Origin of the sequence: Stenotrophomonas lacuserhaii, assembly GCF_014836545.1 — a bacterium.
Lineage (GTDB): Bacteria > Pseudomonadota > Gammaproteobacteria > Xanthomonadales > Xanthomonadaceae > Stenotrophomonas > Stenotrophomonas lacuserhaii.
Window position 1 is genome coordinate 33,104 of sequence record NZ_JACSQS010000019.1, and the last position, 18,289, is coordinate 51,392.

Consider the following 18,289-nt stretch of genomic DNA (forward strand, 5'->3'; position numbering starts at 1 on the left):
CCCGCCGCAAACGAAACGGGGCGCCCAGCGCCCCGTCGATGGCATCACCCATTGTAACTTGGGATGGAGGTCGGGGGTTTCAAGCGCTTGGCGGTTCGCGGGCCGGGACGGTATCGCAAACCCATGCTCGGCGAGCGCATCAGGGTGTGGCGACCAAGGTCGCCACCTACACCATCGGTCAGCCGCGGGAGACGCGACCCACCGGCGTGTTGCCGCCATCGCCGAGGAACTTGCGGGGATTGACCACCCGGCCGCTTTCCCAGACTTCAAAGTGCACGTGGGCACCGGTGGAACGACCGGTGGAACCGGCCTTGGCCACTTCCTGCCCGGCACGGACCAGGTCACCGACCTTCACCACCAGCCGTGAATTGTGCGCATAGCGGGTGACGTAGCCGTTGCCGTGGTCGACGTCCACCACGTTTCCGTAGCCGCCCTTCACGCCGGAGAAGCTGACCACGCCCTCGGCCACCGACATCACCGGGTCGCCGACCTTGGCATGGAAATCGATGCCCTTGTGGCTGCGCGCACCGCGGCCGAACGGATCGGCGCGGGTGCCGAAGCTGGAGGTCACGTAGCTGTTGCGGATCGGCATGCGCGAGGGCACGGCGTTCTGCTGCAGCTGGTGGTCGAACATCAGCGATTCCATCACCGAAAGCTGGCTGCCTGAAGCAGCGAACCGCTGCTCCAGCACCTGTAAGTCGGCGTTGATGTCCTTGACCGGGATGTCCACGGTCGGGCCACCGGAATCGCCGTCACCCAAGCCGGGGGTTTCCTGGAAGTCGAATTCACCGTCTTCCAGCTTGCCCATCTGGGTCAGGCGCTCACCCAGGGCGTTGAGCCGGGTGGCCTGCGCCTGCAGCTCGCCGAGGCGGGCAGCGAGGGCGTTGACTTCGGTCTGTGACTGCAGGCGGACCTGCGCCAGTTCGCGTTCCTGGCGGTCGACCTTGGCCTGCAGGCGGGAGTCGCCGAGCAGGTTGGCGCCCATTCCACCGGCGAAGCCGATAATGCAGCCCATGCCCAGCACGCTGCCCAACAGGGCGCGGGGGCGATCCTCGAAATAGAAGCGAAGACGCGCAAGTGGCGTTTTTGCCTTTCCATCACGCGTTTTGATTACGATCTTTTTAAATGCCATCAGTGAGTTTTCATGTCTGAGCCGAAATCCAGTACCCGTCCTGCCTCAGCACCGAAACCGGCACTGGATGCAGTCATGGGTGACAAGAGCGGGAACCCGCTGCGTCGTGCCCTGTGGCTCGATGCGTTGGACCTGCAGTTGCGCCCCCATCTGCCGCCCAGCCTGCGCAGCCATTGCCGGCTGGCCAACGTGAACGACGAGCACCTCGTTTTTCTCGTTGAATCCCCTGTGTGGCACGCCAAGGTGCGGCTCGCCGAAGCACAGTTGATCAACGCGGCCCGGTCCATCGGGCTGAAGGCCACGAAAGTGACCATCAAGACTGCGTCCCCCGCTCCACCACGCTCCCCAGCGATCGACAACCGGAACGGACCCCACGCAGTTTCAGCCGCCACGCACAAAGGACTACGCGACGCCTTGGCTAGCCTCCAGGACACGAAACCGTCCAGGTCCTGATGACCGCGAAGCCTCCGGCTCCGCCTCCCCGCGATGCCAACATTCCGTGGAAGTGGCGTGAAACTTTACGAGGACCGTGGGGCATCCTAACGGCGGAAGGCCGCTCAGTCGTTAGGGTTTTGTTATTTAAACGTTAAGTTCAGTCTTTTAGCGGAACAGGTTCACAAACTGTGACGCGCTGGGCGCTTGGACCCGTTGCGTCACTTTTGGCATCGCCAGAACGCGGAACGCCGCCCGGGGGGCGGCGTCAAACTGTTGATGCAGAAAGGCTTTTTCAAGCGTAAGCGGGGGCGCCATAGGCGACAGGTTCTGCCGCCGCCGGTGAGTCGTAGCTCACCCATTCCCACGCGGTCGCATCGGCCATCAGCGCCCGCACCAGCTTGTTGTTCAGTGCATGGCCCGACTTGAATCCTTCGTAGGCGCCCAGCACCTGGCCCCCGGCGAGATAAAGATCGCCGATCGCGTCCAGGATCTTGTGACGTACGAACTCGTCTGCGTAACGCAGGCCGTCTTCGTTCAGCACCCGGAATTCGTCGAGCACGATGGCGTTGTCCATCGACCCGCCGAGGCCGAGGTTGCGCTCGCGCATGTATTCCAGGTCACGCATGAAGCCGAAGGTGCGCGCGCGGGAGATTTCCTTGGTGTAGGCCGCGGTGGAGAACTCGATTTCCTGCCGCGACTGCTTGGCCGGGATCATCGGGTGGTCGAACTGGATGGTGAAGCCCAGCCTGTAGCCTTCATAAGGTTCGAAGCGCGCGACCTTGTCGCCTTCGGAGACTTCGACGGTCTTCAGCACGCGGATGAAGCGCTTGGCGGCATCCTGTTCGATGATGCCCGCCGACTGCAGCAGGAACACGAACGGGCCGGACGAACCGTCCATGATCGGCAGCTCGGCCGAGGACAGTTCGACGATGATGTTGTCCACGCCGAGGCCAGCCAGTGCCGACATCAGGTGTTCGACGGTCTGGATCTTGGCGTCGTTGCAGGTCAGGCCGGTGCACAGGGTCACCTCGGTGACGAGCTCGGCCTTGGCCGGCACGTCGACCACCGGATCCAGGTCCACGCGACGGAACACGATGCCATGGTTGACCGGTGCCGGGCGCAGGGTCATGTAGACCTTGTCACCACTGTGCAGGCCAACGCCGGTGGCACGGATCGTGTTCTTGAGGGTACGTTGCGGGATCATGGGGTGTGGCCAGATGCATGCGGCGGGCCGCGATGGCCTGCCCAAGGGGTGGGACAGATTAACACGCGACCGGCCCTACCCCGGCTGAAGCCAGGCGGGTCACGGCGCGATGCAGGTAAAGCTCATGCATGACAGGGCTGCCGGGCCCATCCTGGCCCGGCGCCTGTAGTGCAGGACATGGTGCTGGTGACCGGGGAGGACAACCCCGGCGCCGGCGATCAGTCCGCCTGGCGGCGCAGGAACGCCGGGATGTCCAGGTAGTCGTTGGGCAGTTCAGCGGTCTGCGTGGTGGAGCTGCTGGAAGCGGACGAGGAGGAGGCCGACGAGGACGTCGCCACGCTGTCGCTGCTGGCCCGACGCAGGCCCAGGCCCACGCCACCGACGGCCTTGGAAACCGCATCGCCGCCGTTGTCGAAGTCGGAGAACTCCGGCTGGCCGGTGGTGGCGTTGCGGACCAGCTTGATCGGTGCACGCTCGCCCGGACGCTGGGTCTTGCCGGCGACCACGCGGTTCAGGCCGGTGGCCACCACGGTGACGCGCACTTCGTCCTGCATGTCCGGATCCAGCACGGTGCCGACCACGACCGTGGCATCTTCCGAAGCGAAGCCGTCGATGGTGCGGCCGATCTCGTCGAATTCGGCCATCGTGAAGTCCGCACCGGCGGTGATGTTGACCAGGATGCCGTTGGCACCGGCCAGGTTCACATCGTCCAGCAGCGGGTTCTGGATGGCCGATTCGGCCGCAGCCTGAGCGCGGTCATCGCCACGGGCGGTGCCGGTACCCATCATCGCCAGGCCCATTTCGGACATGACGGTGCGCACGTCGGCGAAGTCGACGTTGATCAGGCCCGGACGCACGATCAGGTCGGCGATGCCCTGCACGGCGCCCTGCAGCACGTCGTTGGCGGCACGGAAGGCCTGGATCATGGTGGCGTTGCGGCCCAGCACGGTGATCAGCTTTTCATTGGGGATGGTGATCAGCGAGTCGCAGTGCTGGCTCAGTTCTTCGATGCCCTTCAGTGCGACCTGCATGCGGCGACGGCCTTCGAACGGGAACGGCTTGGTGACCACGGCGACGGTCAGGATGCCCATCTCCTTGGCCAGCTGCGCCACCACCGGTGCAGCACCGGTACCGGTGCCACCGCCCATGCCGGCGGTGATGAAGACCATGTCCGCACCCTGCAGCGCGTCCATGATGCGCTCGCGGTCTTCCAGCGCGGCCTGGCGGCCGACTTCCGGATTCGCGCCGGCGCCCAGGCCCTTGGTGACATTGGTGCCCAGCTGCAGCTGCAGCTTCGCACCGCAATTCTTGATGGCCTGCGAGTCGGTGTTGGCGGTGATGAATTCCACCCCGTCCACCGCTGAGTTGACCATGTGCGCCACGGCGTTGCCGCCGCCGCCGCCCACGCCAACCACCTTGATCACCGCATTGGGTGCCATCTTTTCGATCAGTTCAAAATGCGCCATGTCCGTGTCCTCGGTTGTATCCGCTTCCTTTGGCATGTTGCGGGTGAGGCATCCTGCCTTCCGCTGCATGCCGCCGTTGCGGCTGTAGTGGTTTGTTGTTGCCGTGTGTTGCGGTGTGTTGCGGTGTTGCGTTTCAAAGCAGCCGGCCGGGGCCGGCATGGCCGCGGTCAGAACTCGCCGCGGAACCAGGTTTTCAGTTTCTTGAACATGCTTCCCGCGCGTCCGGCCGGCAATGACGGCCGGCGCGGATGCTCGATCTGGCTGCCCATCAGCAGCAGGCCGACGCCGGTTGCGTGGACAGGGTTGCCGACCACTTCACCCAGCCCGGTGACGTGCTGTGGAATGCCCACGCGTACCGGCATCTGCAGCATTTCCTCGGCCAGTTCGACCACGCCTTCCATCTTCGACGCACCGCCGGTGAGCACCATGCCGGCGCGCACCAGTTCTTCGAAACCGGAACGGCGCAGTTCGGCCTGCACCATTTCAAAGATTTCCTCGTAACGGCCCTGCACCGCCTGCGCGAGTGCGTGGCGCGGCATGCGGCGCGGCGGACGATCACCCACGCTCGGCACCTGGATGCTTTCCTCGGCGGTGGCCAGCTGGGCGAGCGCGCAGGCGTAACGCACCTTGATCTGCTCCGCTTCGGGGGTCGGCGTGCGCAGCATGTGCGCGATGTCGTTGGTGACGTGGTCACCGGCGATCGGCAGCGAAGCGGTATGGCAGATCGCGCCCTGCACGAACACGGCGATATCGGTGGTGCCGGCGCCCATGTCCACCAGCACTACGCCCAGTTCGCGCTCGTCGGCGGTCAGCACGGCCACGCTGGAAGCCAGCGAAGACAGCACCAGGTCGTCCACCTGCAGGCCACAGCGCTGCACGCACTTGCTGATGTTGGCCGCCGCGGACTGCGCGCACACCACCAGGTGGGCGTGTACTTCCAGCCGCACGCCGGTCATGCCGACAGGATTGCGGATGCCTTCCTGCGAATCGTCCAGCACGTACTCACGCGGGATGGCGTGCAGGATCTTCTGGTCGGCCGGGATCGCCACGGCCTTGGCCGCATCGAGCACCCGGTCCAGGTCGCCCCAGGTCACTTCGCCGTCGCGGATCGGCACGATGCCGGGCGAGTTCTTGCACTGCACATGGTTGCCGGAGATGGAGGCATACACCGAGCGGATCTCGCAGCCGGCCATCAGCTCGGCTTCTTCCACCGCGCGCTGGATCGACTGCACGGTCGACTCGATGTCCACCACCACGCCGCGCTTGAGGCCGCGCGATTCGTGCGAGCCGATGCCGATCACCTCGATCGGGTTGCCGGGCGAGTACTCACCCACCAGCGCCACTACCTTGGAGGTGCCGATGTCGAGGCCGACGATCAACGATTTGTCACCCTTGCGATTCATGTCCTGTCCTGCGTTTTCTTCGGCGCTGCGGCCGGCGGTTCACCCCAGCTGAGGGTGAAGCCATTGGTGTATCGGAGGTCGGCGCGCTCGATCGGCGCGGCCTGGCTGGCCAACTGCGGCAACACACGTACATAGCGCTGCAGGCGCGAACGCGCGTCGTCGCGGCCCACCACCACTTCAGTCCCATTGCTCAGCAGCAGCGACCAGCTGCCGCGTGCATCCATGCTCAGGCGGGTCACGTCCAGCCCGGACGGGGCGAACATCGAACGAGCGTCGTTGTAGAGCGTCACCACTTCTTCGGTCTGGCTGTCCGGACCATCCAGCTGCGGCAGCTGCAGGTCGGCCAGCTTCTTCGGCGTGGGGAACAGCTTGCCCTGCTCGGACAACAGGCGATCATTGCCCCAGCGTGCGAACGGTTTGTGCTCGATCAGCGTCACTTCGAGCACATCCGGCCACTGCTTGCGCACGCGGGCGCTTTCTACCCACGGCAGGCGCTCGATGCTGTCCTGCGCATCCTGCAGGCGCACCGCGAAGAAGCCGGCATGCGCATACGGCAGCAGCACCTTCTGCAGCTGTTCGGCCGGCACCCGCTTGAACTCACCGTGCACGCGCAGCTTGGCCAACGGCCAGCGTTCGGCGCCCACCCAGCCGTTGAGCACGGCCACCACGGGCAGCGCCACCACGGACAGAGCGATCAGCCAGACGAAGATGCGCAGCACCGCGTTCATGCGTGGCGATTCTCCTGCGATGGATCGGCCAGGGTCTGTTCCAGCACGCGCCAGACCAGTTCTTCGAAACCGATACCGGCCTGGCCGGCGGCCTTGGGCACCAGCGAGTGGCTGGTCATTCCCGGGGCGGTGTTCACTTCCAGCAGGAACAGGCGGCCGGTGGTGCGGTCGCGCATCACGTCCACCCGACCCCAGCCCCGGCAGCCGGCGGCGCGGAAGGCGGCCAGCGCGAGGCGACGAATCTCCTGCTCGTCCGCGCCGTCCAGCCCTGGGCACAGGTACTGGGTATCGTCGGCCTTGTACTTGGCTTCGTAGTCGTACCACTGGCCCTTGGGCACGATGCGGATCGACGGCAGCGCGACATCGCCGAGGATGCCGACGGTGAGCTCGTCACCTACCACCATCTGTTCCATCAGCAGTTGGCCGTCATAGCGCGTGGCCAGCGCTACGGCTTCGTCCAGGCCGGCATCGTCGAAGACCCGGCTGATGCCCACGCTGGAGCCTTCGTTGGCCGGCTTGACCACTACTGGCAGGCCCAGCTCGGCGGCCTGAGCGTGTACGTCCGCGGCGGTCACCCTGCGGTACTGCGGGGTGGGCAGGCCGACGGACAGCCACACCTGCTTGGTGCGGATCTTGTCCATGCTCAACGCCGAACCCAGCACGTCCGAGCCGGTGTACGGCACGCCGAAGGCTTCCAGCAGGCCTTGCACGATGCCGTCCTCGCCCCCGCCGTTATGGCCATGCAGGATGTTGAATACCCGGTCGACCTCACCGGCGACCAGCACCTTGGACAGCGCCGGAATGCCATCGATGGCGAACGCATTGACGCCGCGCGCCTGCAGTGCTTCGAGGACATTGCGGCCGGAATCCAGCGACACTTCGCGCTCGCTGGAGGTGCCACCGAGCAGCACGCCGACCCGCCCGAAGTCGGCCGGATCGCTGCTGCGCAGCGCCGGGAAGGTGAAGCCGCTCATGCCTGGGCCTCCACGCTGAAGCCCTCGCTGGCGATCTGCTGTGCGACCGCGCCGATATCGCCTGCACCCATCATCAGCAACAGGTCACCGTCCTGCAGCACATCAGGCAGCACGTGCGCCAGCTCGGCGGCCTTGCCGACCACCACCGGTTCACCGCGGCCGCGCGCGCGGATCGCGCGGGCCAGCGCTTCGGAATCGGCGCCGGCGATCGGCTCTTCGCCGGCCGGGTAGACCTCGCTCAGCACCAGCGCATCGACGCTGGACAGCACCGCGGCGAACTTGTCGAACTGGTCGCGGGTACGGCTGTAGCGATGTGGCTGGAAGGCCACCACCAGACGCTTGTCCGCCCAGCCACCGCGGGCGGCGGCGAACACCGCCTCCAGCTCGCTGGGATGGTGGCCGTAATCGTCGATGACGCGGACTTTGGCACCGCTGGCGGTGGTGACTTCGCCCAGGTCATTGAAGCGCCGACCGACGCCGGCGAAGCTCTGCAGCGCGCGCGCGATGGCATCCGGGGCCACGCCCAGCTGCCAGCCGACGGCGGCCGCAGCCAGCGCATTGAGCACGTTGTGCTTGCCGGGCAGCGCCAGCACCACTTCCTGGCTGGTGCCCTGCGGCAGGCGCAGCGTGAAGCGCATCCGCGATCCTTCCTGCACCACGTTTTCCGCACGGACATCGGCGTGGTCGCTCAGGCCGTAGCTCATCACGTGACGGGGCGTTCTAGCCGCCAGCGCGGCCACCTCCGGATCATCGATGCACAGCACGGCCAGGCCGTAGAACGGCAGCCGCTGCAGGAATTCGGCGAACGCCGCCTGCACACGGGCGAAGTCGTTGCCGTAGTTTTCCAGGTGGTCGGCATCGATGTTGGTGATGATCGACATCAGCGGGTTGAGGCGCAGGAAGCTGCCATCGCTCTCGTCGGCTTCGGCTACCAGCCACTGGCCACTGCCCAGCTTGGCGTTGGCACCGGCGGCCAACAGCTGCCCGCCGATGACGAAAGTCGGGTCCAGCCCGCCCTCGCTCAGCACCGCCGCGGTGAGGCTGGTGGTGGTGGTCTTGCCGTGCGTGCCGGCCACCGCGATGCCGCGGCGGAAGCGCATCAGTTCGGCCAGCATCGCCGCGCGCGGCATGATCGGGATGCGCTGGCTGCGCGCTTCCATCAGTTCCGGGTTGTCGTCGCGGATCGCGCTGGAGACCACCACGCAGTCGGTGCCGAGTACGTTGGCAGCCGAGTGGCCGCGCATGATGCGGGCGCCGAGGCCGGCCAGGCGACGGGTCGCGGCATTGTCGGCGTTGTCCGAACCGGACACTTCATACCCCAGCGTCAGCATCACTTCGGCGATGCCGCTCATGCCGGTGCCACCGATGCCGACGAAATGCACGCGCGGGAAAGCGCGCACCAGGTCGTTGGTGTCGTGCAGGCGGCGGATCATGCGCAGCTCCGCGGGGTGTCGGCGCGGTGGCGCGGCACGTTGTTCATACAGCTTCCTCGAGGATGATGTCGGCGATGCGCTCTGCCGCATCGACCTTGGCCAGCGCACGTGCGGCTTTCGCCATCTGCATGCGGCGGGCGGGATTTTCGGATAGTTCACGCAACAGTGACGTGATGCCGCTGACCAGCGCGTCGCCCTGCTTCAACAGCACGGCCGCATCGCGCTCGACCAGGTACTCGGCATTGCGCGTCTGGTGGTCGTCGACGGCGGCCGGGAACGGCACCAGCACGCTGCCCACGCCGACCGCGCACAGCTCGGCCAGGGTAGACGCACCGGAACGGCACACCACCACATCCGCCCATGCGAAGGCGTCGGCCATGTCGGCGATGAAAGGCGTGATGTCCGCCTCGACGCCGGCCTTGGCGTAGGCCTCCACCGCTTCGGCATGCAGCTTCTCGCCGCTCTGGTGGCGCACGCTCACCGGGCATGCCGCACCGAGTGCGGCGATGGCCTGCGGCACCCCGGTGTTGAGCGCACGCGCGCCCTGGCTGCCGCCCACTACCAGCACACGCAGCGGACCGCTGCGGCCGGCGAAGCGCCGTTCGGGCGGTGCGATGGCCGCGATCTCCGCACGCACCGGGTTGCCGACGGCCTCTTCGCGCGCGGCGAAGCTGCCGGGGAAACCGGTCAGCACGCGCTGCGCGAAGCGTGACAGGAAGCGGTTGGTCATGCCCGGTGCACGGTTCTGCTCGTGCACCAGCAGCGGCAGGCCATGCAGGCGCGCGGCCAGGCCACCGGGGCCGGAGGCATAACCGCCGAAGGCGATCACCGCGCGCGGATTGCGGTCACGCAGGATGAAACCGGCCTGGCGGATCGCACGCAGCAACCGCCACGGCGCGCCCAGCAGGGCCAGCTTGCCCTTGCCACGCAGGCCGGCGATGTCCAGCGTGTCGATCGGCAGGTCATGCTGGGGAACCAGACGCGTTTCCATCTGCCCCACCGCGCCCAGCCAGGTCACCGGAACGCCGCGCGCGCGCAGCACGCGGGCCACGGCCAGGCCGGGGAAAATGTGCCCGCCGGTGCCACCGGCCAGGATCATCACCGGGCGATCGGCAGGAGCGCGGGCGCTCATGACAACCTCCCGAAGGTCGGTTCGATGCGTGTCTGCAGGCGGCTGGTGCCACGCGGGGCGGTTCCCTGCGCCGGTGCGTCCGGCCTGGTTTCCTGGCTGCTGGCGACGTTGGCCACGCGGCCCGGAACGGCGGCGGGCGCGCCGCCGGCCGGTGCGCGCACCACGTCCTCGCTGGCATCGTCTCCACCACCCATGCGCACCGCGTGGCGGCGCTCGGCGCGGTCCAGTTCATAGGAAACGCGCAGCAGCAGACCCATCGCCACGCAGGTCATCAATACGCTGGAGCCACCCGAGGAGATCAACGGCAGGGTCAGGCCCTTGGTCGGCAGGATGCCCAGGTTGACGCCGATCGAGACGAAGCTCTGCATGCTGATCCACAGCCCGATGCCGAAGGCGATGTAGCCGGAGAAGTGGCGCTTCATTTCCACGCAGCGCATGCCCAGCCACATCGTCCGCCCCACCAGCAGCGCATACAGCGCCACGATCAGGCAGGTGCCGATGAAGCCCAGCTCTTCTGCGGTCACCGAGAAGATGAAGTCGGTATGCGCTTCGGGCAGGTAGTACAGCTTCTGCACCGAATTGCCCAGGCCGACGCCGGTCCACTCACCGCGGCCCACCGCCATCAGCGCGTTGGACAGCTGGTAGCCATCGCCCTGCTGGTCGGCCCACGGATCCAGGAAAGAGGTGATGCGGCGCATGCGGTAGGGTTCGAAGATCGCCAGCGCGGTCATGCCGATCATCCCGAAGATGATCGGCATGGACATGCGCGGCATGTTGACCCCGCCCAGCACCAGCATGCCGGCGGTGATCGCCAGCAGCAGCGTGGACGAACCGAAGTCGGGCTGCAGCAGCATCAGCACCACCAGCGCGCCGGCCACGCCGAGTGGCTTGAGCATCGCCGGCCAGGTGGCGTTGACCTCGTCGCGGAATCGCACCAGATAGCTGGACAGCCACACGATGTACAGCACCTTGACCGCTTCCACGGTCTGGAATTTGGAGACGCCCAGGTTGATCCAGCGCCGGGCGCCGTTGACGCTGCTGCCGAGGCCGGGGATGAACACCACGATCAGCAGCGCGAAGCAGCCCAGCAGCAGCAGCTGGTTGTACTGCTCGATGGTTTTCAGTTCGGTACGCATGGCCAGCCCGGCCAGCACGATGCCCACCGCCAGGAAGATCAGGTGGCGGTTGAGGTAGTAGAACGGGCTGCTCATCAGCGCGATCGAGCTGGACGCGACCATCACCACGCCCAGCCCGGTCAGCGCGATGATCGCGCCGAGCAGCCACTTGTCGAAGTGGCCTCCGATGGCTTCAAGGCGTGTTGCCTGGCGCGACAGGTCATTCATCAGCGCACCTTCAACGTGGCCAGGCCGACCAGCACCAGCACCACCGAGATGATCCAGAAGCGCACGATCACGCGCGGCTCCGGCCAGCCCTTCAGTTCGAAGTGGTGGTGGATGGGGGCCATGCGGAACACCCGCTTGCCGGTGAGCTTGAACGAGGCGACCTGGATCATCACCGACAGCGTTTCAACCACGAACACGCCGCCCATGATCACCAGCACCAGTTCCTGGCGCACGATCACCGCGATGGTGCCCAGCACCGCGCCCAGCGCCAGCGCGCCGATGTCACCCATGAACACCATGGCCGGATAGGTGTTGAACCACAGGAAGCCTAGGCCGGCGCCGGCAATCGCCGCGCAGATGATCACCAGCTCGCCCGCGCCCGGGATCTGCGGGATCTGCAGGTAGTTGGAGAACACCACGTTGCCTGATGCATAGGCGAACACGCCCAGCGCACAGGCCACCAGTACGGTCGGCATGATCGCCAGGCCGTCCAGGCCGTCGGTCAGGTTGACCGCGTTGGAGAACCCGACGATCCAGAAATAGGCGATGGCCACGAAGCTGATGCCGGCCAGCGGCAGCGCCACCGATTTGAACATCGGGATGTAGAAGGTCAGCGCGGAAGGCACGTCGGCGGTGAAGTACAGGAACAGGCCGGCGGCCAGGCCGAAGATCGACTGCAGCAGGTACTTGTAGCGCGACTTCAGGCCGTTGGGGTCGCGGCGCACGATCTTGATCCAGTCGTCGTACCAGCCAATGGCGCCGAAACAGATCATCACCGCCAGCACCAGCCACACGTAGCGGTTGCTCAGGTCGGCCCAGGCCAGCACCGCCAGGGTGACGGTCAGCAGGATCAGCGAGCCGCCCATGGTCGGCGTGCCGGCCTTGGCGAAGTGGGTCTGCGGGCCATCGGTGCGGATCGGCTGGCCACCCTTGAACTGGGCCAGCCGGCGGATCACCGCAGGACCCATCCACAGCGACAGGAACAGCGCCGTCAACGCGGCCAGGATGGCGCGGAACGTCTGGTAGTTGAACAGCCCGAACGAGCTCTCCAGCTGCTGCAACCATCGAGCCAGTTCATACAACATGGGGGGCTTCCTCTCCTTGCGCGAGCAGCGCTTTCACGATCTTGTCCATGGCGCTACCACGGGATCCCTTGACCAGGCAGCGCACGCCGGCTTGCAGGTCGTCCTGCAGCGCGCGCGCCAGTGCGTCATGGGTTTCGAAATGCCGACCACCGTCGCCGAATGCAGCCGACGCGGCAGCGCTGAGCGGACCCAGCGTATACAGGCGCTTGAGGCCGCCCTGGCGTGCGCGCTGGCCGGCCTGCGCATGCAGTGCCACCGCGTCCGGGCCGAGTTCGCGCATGTCGCCGAGCACCAGCCAAGCGTCCTGGCCACTGCTGGCCAGCGCATCGATCGCCGCTGCCAGCGAACCGGGATTGGCGTTGTAGCTGTCATCCACCAACACCGCGCCGTTGGGCAGGCGGTGGGCGATCTGCCGGCCCGGCACCGGTTCGGTGACCGCCAGCGCGGCCACGATGTGCTGCAGCGGAATGCCTGCCGCCAGCGCCAGCGCGGTGGCTGCCAGCGCATTGCCGATGTTGTGGCGGCCCGGCAGCGGCAGCGCTACCTCCGCCTCGCCTGCCGGCGTGTGCAGCAGGAAATGGCTGCCTGCGGCATCGAAGCGGATCGCCGAGGCGGACACGTCCGCGCTGTGGTCCAGGCCGAAACGCAGCACACCACAACGCGGCGGGGTGCCGATGAAATGCTGTTCAAACCACGGCGCGAAGGCGTCGTCGGCGTTGATCACCGCCACGCCATCGGCCGGCAGCGCGGCGTAGATCGCGCCCTTCGTGCTGGCCACGCCCTGCAGGCTGCCCATGCGTTCCAGGTGCGCGGCGGCGATGTTGTTCACCAGCGACCAGCGCGGACGCACGATGTCGGTCAGGTAGGCGATGTCTCCGGGCTTGCCGGCGCCCATTTCATAGACCGCGAAGTCGGCATCTTCCGGCGCTGCGATCACCGCCAGCGGCAGGCCGATCTCGTTGTTGAAGTTGCCCGGGTTGGCGTGCACCACCTTGTGCGCCACCTGCGCATGCTGGCGCAGGATATCCAGCAGCAGGGTCTTGACGCTGGTCTTGCCGTTGCTGCCAGTGATGGCGAACACGCCGGTGTTGCGATCGCGCTGCATGCCGGCGGCGATGCGGGCAAGGGCCAGCTCGCTGTCGGCTACCAGCACCTGCGGCAGGTCCAGCGGCAGCAGGCGTTCAACCAGCAGCGCGCTGGCGCCGCGTGCCTGCGCATCGGTGCCGAAATCGTGCCCGTCGAAGCGCTCCCCGCGCAGCGCCACGTACAGGCTGCCGGGGCTCATCTGCCGGGTGTCGTTGCTGATGGCATCGATGGCGACGTCGTCGCCATGGATCTCGCCGCCGGCCCAATGCGCGATCAGCGAAAGCAGGGTGCGCCTCATGCCACTCCCTCCCCGTGCGCACGCGAGGCCAACGCAGCGGCAGCCACGTCGGTGTCATCGAAGGCATGGCGGACGCCGTTGATTTCCTGGTAGGGCTCATGGCCCTTGCCGGCGACCAGCACGATATCGCCGTCGCCTGCCGCGGCTACCGCAGCGCCGATGGCACGTGCGCGGTCGCGCTGCACGACCACCGCGGACGCCGTGTGGAAGCCAGCGAGGATATCGGCCACGATGCGGTCGCCGTCTTCGCCGCGCGGGTTGTCATCGGTCACCGTGACCCGGTCGGCCAGGCGTTCGGCGATCGCAGCCATCTGCGGGCGCTTGCCTGCATCACGCTCGCCACCGCAGCCGAACACGCAGGCCAGCTGGCCTGCGACGTGGCCGCGCAGGCTGGACAACGCCTGTTCCAGGGCATCCGGGGTATGTGCGTAATCGATGACCACGGTGGGCTCGCCCGCCGCGCCGCCAAGGCGGTTCATCCGCCCATGGATCGGCTGCAGCTGGCCCAGCACGCCAGCGATGGTGGCCAGCGGATGGCCCAGGCCATGCAGGGTGCCGGCCACGGCCAGCAGGTTGTCCACGTTGAAGCGACCGAGCAGCGGCGAGCGCACGTCCGCGCTGTCTTCGTCGATCTGCAAGGTGAAGGCCAGCCCCTGCCCGTCCAGCACGATGTCGCGCGCACGCACCGCAGCGCCAGCCGCATCGCGTGAACTCACGCCGATCGCCTGCTGGCCGGCCGGCAGGCGCGCATGCAGTTCGCGGCCAAAGCCATCGTCGAGGTTGACCACCGAGGCACGCAGGCCGGGGCGGTGGAACAACCGCTCCTTCGCCGCGCCATAGGTGTGCATGTCGCCGTGGTAATCCAGATGGTCGCGGGTGAGGTTGGTGAACACCGCCACGTCATAGTGCACCGCGTCCACGCGGCCCTGGTCGAGCGCGTGTGAGCTGACTTCCATCGCTACCGCCTGTGCGCCGGCATCACGCAGCTCGGCCAGCAGGGCGTGCATCTGCAGCACCAGCGGGGTGGTGAAGCCAGTCGGCTGCACATCGCCGAACAGCCCGGCGCCGAGGGTACCGATGCTGCCGCTGCGGGTGCCCAGCAGGTGCCAGGCCTGGGCCAGCAGCTGCACGGTGGAAGTCTTGCCGTTGGTGCCGGTCACCCCGACCATGCGCATCGCGCGCGATGGCGCACCGTGGAACTGGTCGGCCATCGCGCCCATGCGCGCGCGCAGCCCTGGCACGGCGATGGCGTCGGCCGGTGCGGGCAGCTCCTGCGGCGCCGGTGGTTCGAACAGGATGGCCGAAGCGCCGGCGCCACGCGCCTGGTCGACGAAGCCGAGGCCATGCGCGCCAAAGCCGGCGATCGCCACGAAGGCATCGCCTGCACGGACCGCGCGGCTGTCCATCACCAGGCCGGTGATGGTCACATCGCGGCCTGCCAGGGCCAGATCGGGAAGCAGGCTTGAAAGCAGCATGGAACGGCTCATTGCGTGCCTCCCGTCGGTGCGGGGGCAGGCGCCGGGGCCTGCGCGGCCGTCGGCAACGCGGCGTCGAATTCAGCGGCGGCATCGGCGGGCAGCACGGCATCGGCCGGTGGCGTCGGCAGCACCGAAGCAGAGTGCCCGGTCTTGCCCGACTGCTGCGCCGTCAGCCAGGACTGGATGTCATCCGGCGGCACGTCCATCAGGCGCAGCGCACCGTCCATCACGTTGTGGAATACCGGTGCCGAGACCAGCCCGCCGTAGTACTTGCCGGCCTGCGGATCGTTGATGACGATCACCGTGGCGAAGCGCGGGTTGCTGGCCGGCACCACGCCGGCGAACAGCGCGTTGTAATGGCCGCGTTCGTAGCCGCCGGGGCCAGCCTTGCGTGCGGTGCCGGTCTTGCCGGCCACGTGGTAGCCGAGTACCGCAGCCTGCTTGGCGCCGCCTTGGGTGACCACGGTTTCCATCATCGCCACCACTTCCTTGGCGACTTCCGCATCCACTACCTGGCGCGCTTGGTTGTGCTGGCCCTTGACGAAGGTCGGCGGAATCAGCCGGCCGCCGTTGCCCAGCGCCGAATACGCCGTGGCGATCTGCAGCGGGGTCACCGACAGTCCGTAACCGTAGGACATGGTGGTCTTGGACGAACCGCTCCAGCGCGCCGGGCGCGGCAGCACACCACCGGATTCACCGGGGAAGCCACTGCCGGGGCGGCTGCCGTAGCCGAAGTTGTGCACCGAATCGTAGAACACCTGGTCGGTCATCTTGGCCACGACCTTGGCCGCGCCGACGTTCGAGCTGCGGGTGATCACGCCGGTGACGTTGAGCACGCCGTTGTTACGCGGCACGTCGCGGATGGTGTAACGGCCCAGCGACATGTAGCCGGGATTGGTGTCGATGATCGTGTCCTTGGTGACCACGCCGGCCTGCAGCGCGGACGCGATCGTCAGCGGCTTCATCGTAGAGCCCGGCTCGACCAGGTCGGTCACCGCGCGGTTGCGCCGCGTGTCCGGCACCGCGCCATCCAGCGAGTTCGGGTTGTAGGTGGGCAGGTTGACCATGGCCAGCACTTCGCCGGTGGCCACGTCCATGATCACGATCGAACCGCCCGCTGCCTTGTTGGCGATCAGCGCGTTGCGCAGCTCGCGGTAGGCCAGGAACTGGATCCGCCGGTCGATGCTCAGGGTCAGGTCCTTGCCCGGCGTGGCGGCGCGCAGCAGATCGCTTTCCACCGTTTCGCCCTTGCGGTTGCGGATCACGCGCTTGGCACCGGGTTCGCCGCGCAGCCATTCGTCGAAGGCCAGCTCCAGCCCTTCCTGGCCGCGGTCGTCGATGTTGGTGAAGCCGAGCACGTGCGCCATCGCTTCGCCCTGCGGGTAGAAGCGGCGGAACTCGCGCTGTGCGGCAACACCGGGGATCTTCAGCGCGACCACTTTCTCCGCATCGTCCGGATTGATGCGACGACGCAGGTACATGAACTCCTTGTCCGCCTTCTGGCTCAGGCGGCTGCTCAGGTCGTCCACTGAAAGGCCCAGTGCAGTGGCCAACTCCGGAATGCGGTCCGGCGTGCGCAGCAGTTCCTGCGGATTGACCCAGATCGAAGCGACCGGCGTGGAGACCGCCACCGGCTCGCCGTTGCGGTCGGTGATCATCCCGCGCGAGGTCTTGATCGGCAGTTCGCGCAGGTAGCGCGCCTCGCCCTGGCGCTGGTAGAAATCGCTGTTGATCAACTGCACGTAGGCGGCACGGCCTACCAGCGACACCGAACACAGCCCAAGCGCCAACGCGACCCAGCGCAGCCGCTGGCGCAGGTTGAAGGCGTTGCGGGGACGGTTGCGGCCGGTCTTGTTCATGGGCGGACCACCACCACGTCGGCGGCTTCCGGGAACTTCATGCCCAGTTTTTCACGCGCAACCTGGTCGACCCGGTTGGCCTCGGCCAGGGTGGCCTGTTCCAGCTGCAGCCGGCCGAATTCGATGTTCAGCTCATCGCGCACGCGCTCGGCGCGGGCCAGCTCAATGAAGGTCTGGCGATGGCGATGGCGCACGAACACCACCCCGATCGCCGAAGCGACCGTGCAGGCCAGCAGCACGATCAGCATCAACCGGCTCATCCGGCGACCTCACGCTTCTGTGCCACGCGCAGCACCGCACTGCGCGCGCGCGGGTTGCCGGACAGTTCGTCGCCATTGGCCTTGATGGCGCCACCGATGAGGTCCAGCGTAGGCACGAAGACCTGCTGTTCGGGCAGGCGACGATTGCTCGGAGGCGCTTTGGCCAACCGGTTCATGTACTGCTTGACGATGCGGTCTTCCAGCGAATGGAAGCTGATCACGGCCAGCCGGCCACCCGGCTTGAGCCGTTGCACGGCCGCGTCCAGGCCGGCCTGGAGATCGGCCAGCTCGCCGTTGATATGGATGCGGATGGCCTGGAAGCTGCGGGTGGCAGGGTGAATCTTGTCCTTGCCGCGCGGCATCACCGAGGCGATCGCCTCGGCCAGTTCGGCGGTGCGGGTGAAAGGCTGCTTCTGCCGGCGGGCGACCAGCGCACGGGCGATGCGGCGGCTCTGGCGCTCTTCGCCATAGGTCCACAGCACGTCGGCGATCTCGGTGTCGTCCGCGCGTGCCAGCCACTGCGCCGCACTTTCGCCGCTGTCCGGGTCCATCCGCATGTCCAGCGGTCCGTCCTTGCCGAAGCTGAAACCGCGCTCGGCGACATCCAGCTGGGGCGAGGAAACGCCCAGGTCGAACAGCACCCCATCCAGGCCGGCGGCCGTCTGGTCCCACTGCAGCAGCTGGGCGAAGCTGCCACGGAAAATCGACACGCGCGGGTCCGGCGCGAAGTCGCGCTCGGCCACGGCGATCGCATCAGGATCCTTGTCCATGACCAGCAGGCGGCCGCCTTCACCGAGCTGCTCCAGCACGCCACGGGCATGACCGCCACGTCCAAACGTGCCGTCCAGGTAGGTTCCGTCTTCGATCACCCTCAGGCCTTCAAGGACCTGGGTGTACAGCACCGGCAGATGACCCGCCGGCGACTGCGACACCGGGAGGTGACCGGTCTGCGCTGTTCCGCGCACCCGGGCAC

The 18,289-nt window shown here is 67.1% G+C and carries 16 protein-coding genes; 1 reads left to right on the top strand and 15 read right to left on the bottom strand.

Annotation, left to right across the window (positions count from 1 at the left end; translation table 11 throughout):
- Positions 1–178: 178 nt before the first annotated feature.
- Complete coding sequence (locus H9654_RS15260; protein ID WP_191771647.1) at positions 179–1,132, bottom strand: M23 family metallopeptidase; 954 nt, start codon at positions 1,130–1,132, stop codon at positions 179–181.
- Between the two features lie 12 nt (positions 1,133–1,144).
- Here H9654_RS15260 and H9654_RS15265 point away from each other — a divergent pair, with 12 nt between their 5' ends.
- Positions 1,145–1,585 carry a DciA family protein gene (locus H9654_RS15265; protein WP_042613655.1) on the top strand — a complete coding sequence of 147 codons (441 nt, stop codon included), beginning with the start codon at positions 1,145–1,147 and terminating at the stop codon, positions 1,583–1,585.
- Positions 1,586–1,859: 274 nt separating this feature from the next.
- Here the strand turns inward: H9654_RS15265 and lpxC are convergent, their stop codons facing one another.
- The 14 genes from lpxC to rsmH form a co-directional block, all read right to left on the bottom strand.
- The gene (gene lpxC / locus H9654_RS15270) at positions 1,860–2,771 is read right to left on the bottom strand and encodes a UDP-3-O-acyl-N-acetylglucosamine deacetylase (RefSeq protein ID WP_191771649.1); all 912 of its coding nucleotides are present in this window, start codon (positions 2,769–2,771) and stop codon (positions 1,860–1,862) included.
- A 218-nt stretch (positions 2,772–2,989) separates the two neighbouring features.
- The gene (ftsZ, locus tag H9654_RS15275) at positions 2,990–4,237 is read right to left on the bottom strand and encodes a cell division protein FtsZ (RefSeq protein ID WP_101100363.1); all 1,248 of its coding nucleotides are present in this window, start codon (positions 4,235–4,237) and stop codon (positions 2,990–2,992) included.
- A 167-nt stretch (positions 4,238–4,404) separates the two neighbouring features.
- Positions 4,405–5,640, bottom strand: a complete 1,236-nt coding sequence (gene ftsA / locus H9654_RS15280; RefSeq protein WP_042613652.1) for a cell division protein FtsA — start codon at positions 5,638–5,640, stop codon at positions 4,405–4,407.
- Positions 5,637–6,368: a cell division protein FtsQ/DivIB gene (locus tag H9654_RS15285; protein ID WP_101100351.1), complete on the bottom strand. Its 732-nt coding sequence runs from the start codon at positions 6,366–6,368 to the stop codon at positions 5,637–5,639. Before H9654_RS15285 ends, ftsA begins: the two co-directional genes overlap by 4 nt.
- A complete protein-coding gene (locus tag H9654_RS15290; protein WP_191771651.1) occupies positions 6,365–7,342 on the bottom strand; it encodes a D-alanine--D-alanine ligase in 978 nt (325 codons plus the stop codon). Before H9654_RS15290 ends, H9654_RS15285 begins: the two co-directional genes overlap by 4 nt.
- On the bottom strand, positions 7,339–8,775 hold the full coding sequence (murC, locus tag H9654_RS15295; RefSeq protein WP_191771653.1) for a UDP-N-acetylmuramate--L-alanine ligase: 1,437 nt from the start codon (positions 8,773–8,775) through the stop codon (positions 7,339–7,341). Before murC ends, H9654_RS15290 begins: the two co-directional genes overlap by 4 nt.
- Positions 8,776–8,818: 43 nt before the next feature.
- Positions 8,819–9,907, bottom strand: a complete 1,089-nt coding sequence (gene murG / locus H9654_RS15300) for an undecaprenyldiphospho-muramoylpentapeptide beta-N-acetylglucosaminyltransferase (protein WP_191771655.1) — start codon at positions 9,905–9,907, stop codon at positions 8,819–8,821.
- The gene (ftsW, locus tag H9654_RS15305) at positions 9,904–11,250 is read right to left on the bottom strand and encodes a putative lipid II flippase FtsW (protein WP_191771657.1); all 1,347 of its coding nucleotides are present in this window, start codon (positions 11,248–11,250) and stop codon (positions 9,904–9,906) included. The genes murG and ftsW overlap by 4 nt, the downstream gene beginning before the upstream one ends.
- Complete coding sequence (gene mraY / locus H9654_RS15310) at positions 11,250–12,335, bottom strand: phospho-N-acetylmuramoyl-pentapeptide-transferase (protein ID WP_057507808.1); 1,086 nt, start codon at positions 12,333–12,335, stop codon at positions 11,250–11,252. Before mraY ends, ftsW begins: the two co-directional genes overlap by 1 nt.
- Complete coding sequence (locus H9654_RS15315) at positions 12,325–13,719, bottom strand: UDP-N-acetylmuramoyl-tripeptide--D-alanyl-D-alanine ligase (RefSeq protein ID WP_191771659.1); 1,395 nt, start codon at positions 13,717–13,719, stop codon at positions 12,325–12,327. Before H9654_RS15315 ends, mraY begins: the two co-directional genes overlap by 11 nt.
- A complete protein-coding gene (locus H9654_RS15320; protein WP_191771661.1) occupies positions 13,716–15,206 on the bottom strand; it encodes a UDP-N-acetylmuramoyl-L-alanyl-D-glutamate--2,6-diaminopimelate ligase in 1,491 nt (496 codons plus the stop codon). The genes H9654_RS15315 and H9654_RS15320 overlap by 4 nt, the downstream gene beginning before the upstream one ends.
- On the bottom strand, positions 15,203–17,056 hold the full coding sequence (locus H9654_RS15325; RefSeq protein ID WP_191771663.1) for a peptidoglycan D,D-transpeptidase FtsI family protein: 1,854 nt from the start codon (positions 17,054–17,056) through the stop codon (positions 15,203–15,205). Before H9654_RS15325 ends, H9654_RS15320 begins: the two co-directional genes overlap by 4 nt.
- Entirely contained in the window at positions 17,053–17,316 is a 264-nt protein-coding gene (gene ftsL / locus H9654_RS15330; RefSeq protein ID WP_191771665.1) for a cell division protein FtsL, read from the bottom strand. The genes H9654_RS15325 and ftsL overlap by 4 nt, the downstream gene beginning before the upstream one ends.
- Entirely contained in the window at positions 17,313–18,281 is a 969-nt protein-coding gene (rsmH, locus tag H9654_RS15335) for a 16S rRNA (cytosine(1402)-N(4))-methyltransferase RsmH (RefSeq protein WP_191771690.1), read from the bottom strand. The genes ftsL and rsmH overlap by 4 nt, the downstream gene beginning before the upstream one ends.
- Between the last annotated feature and the right edge of the window lie 8 nt (positions 18,282–18,289).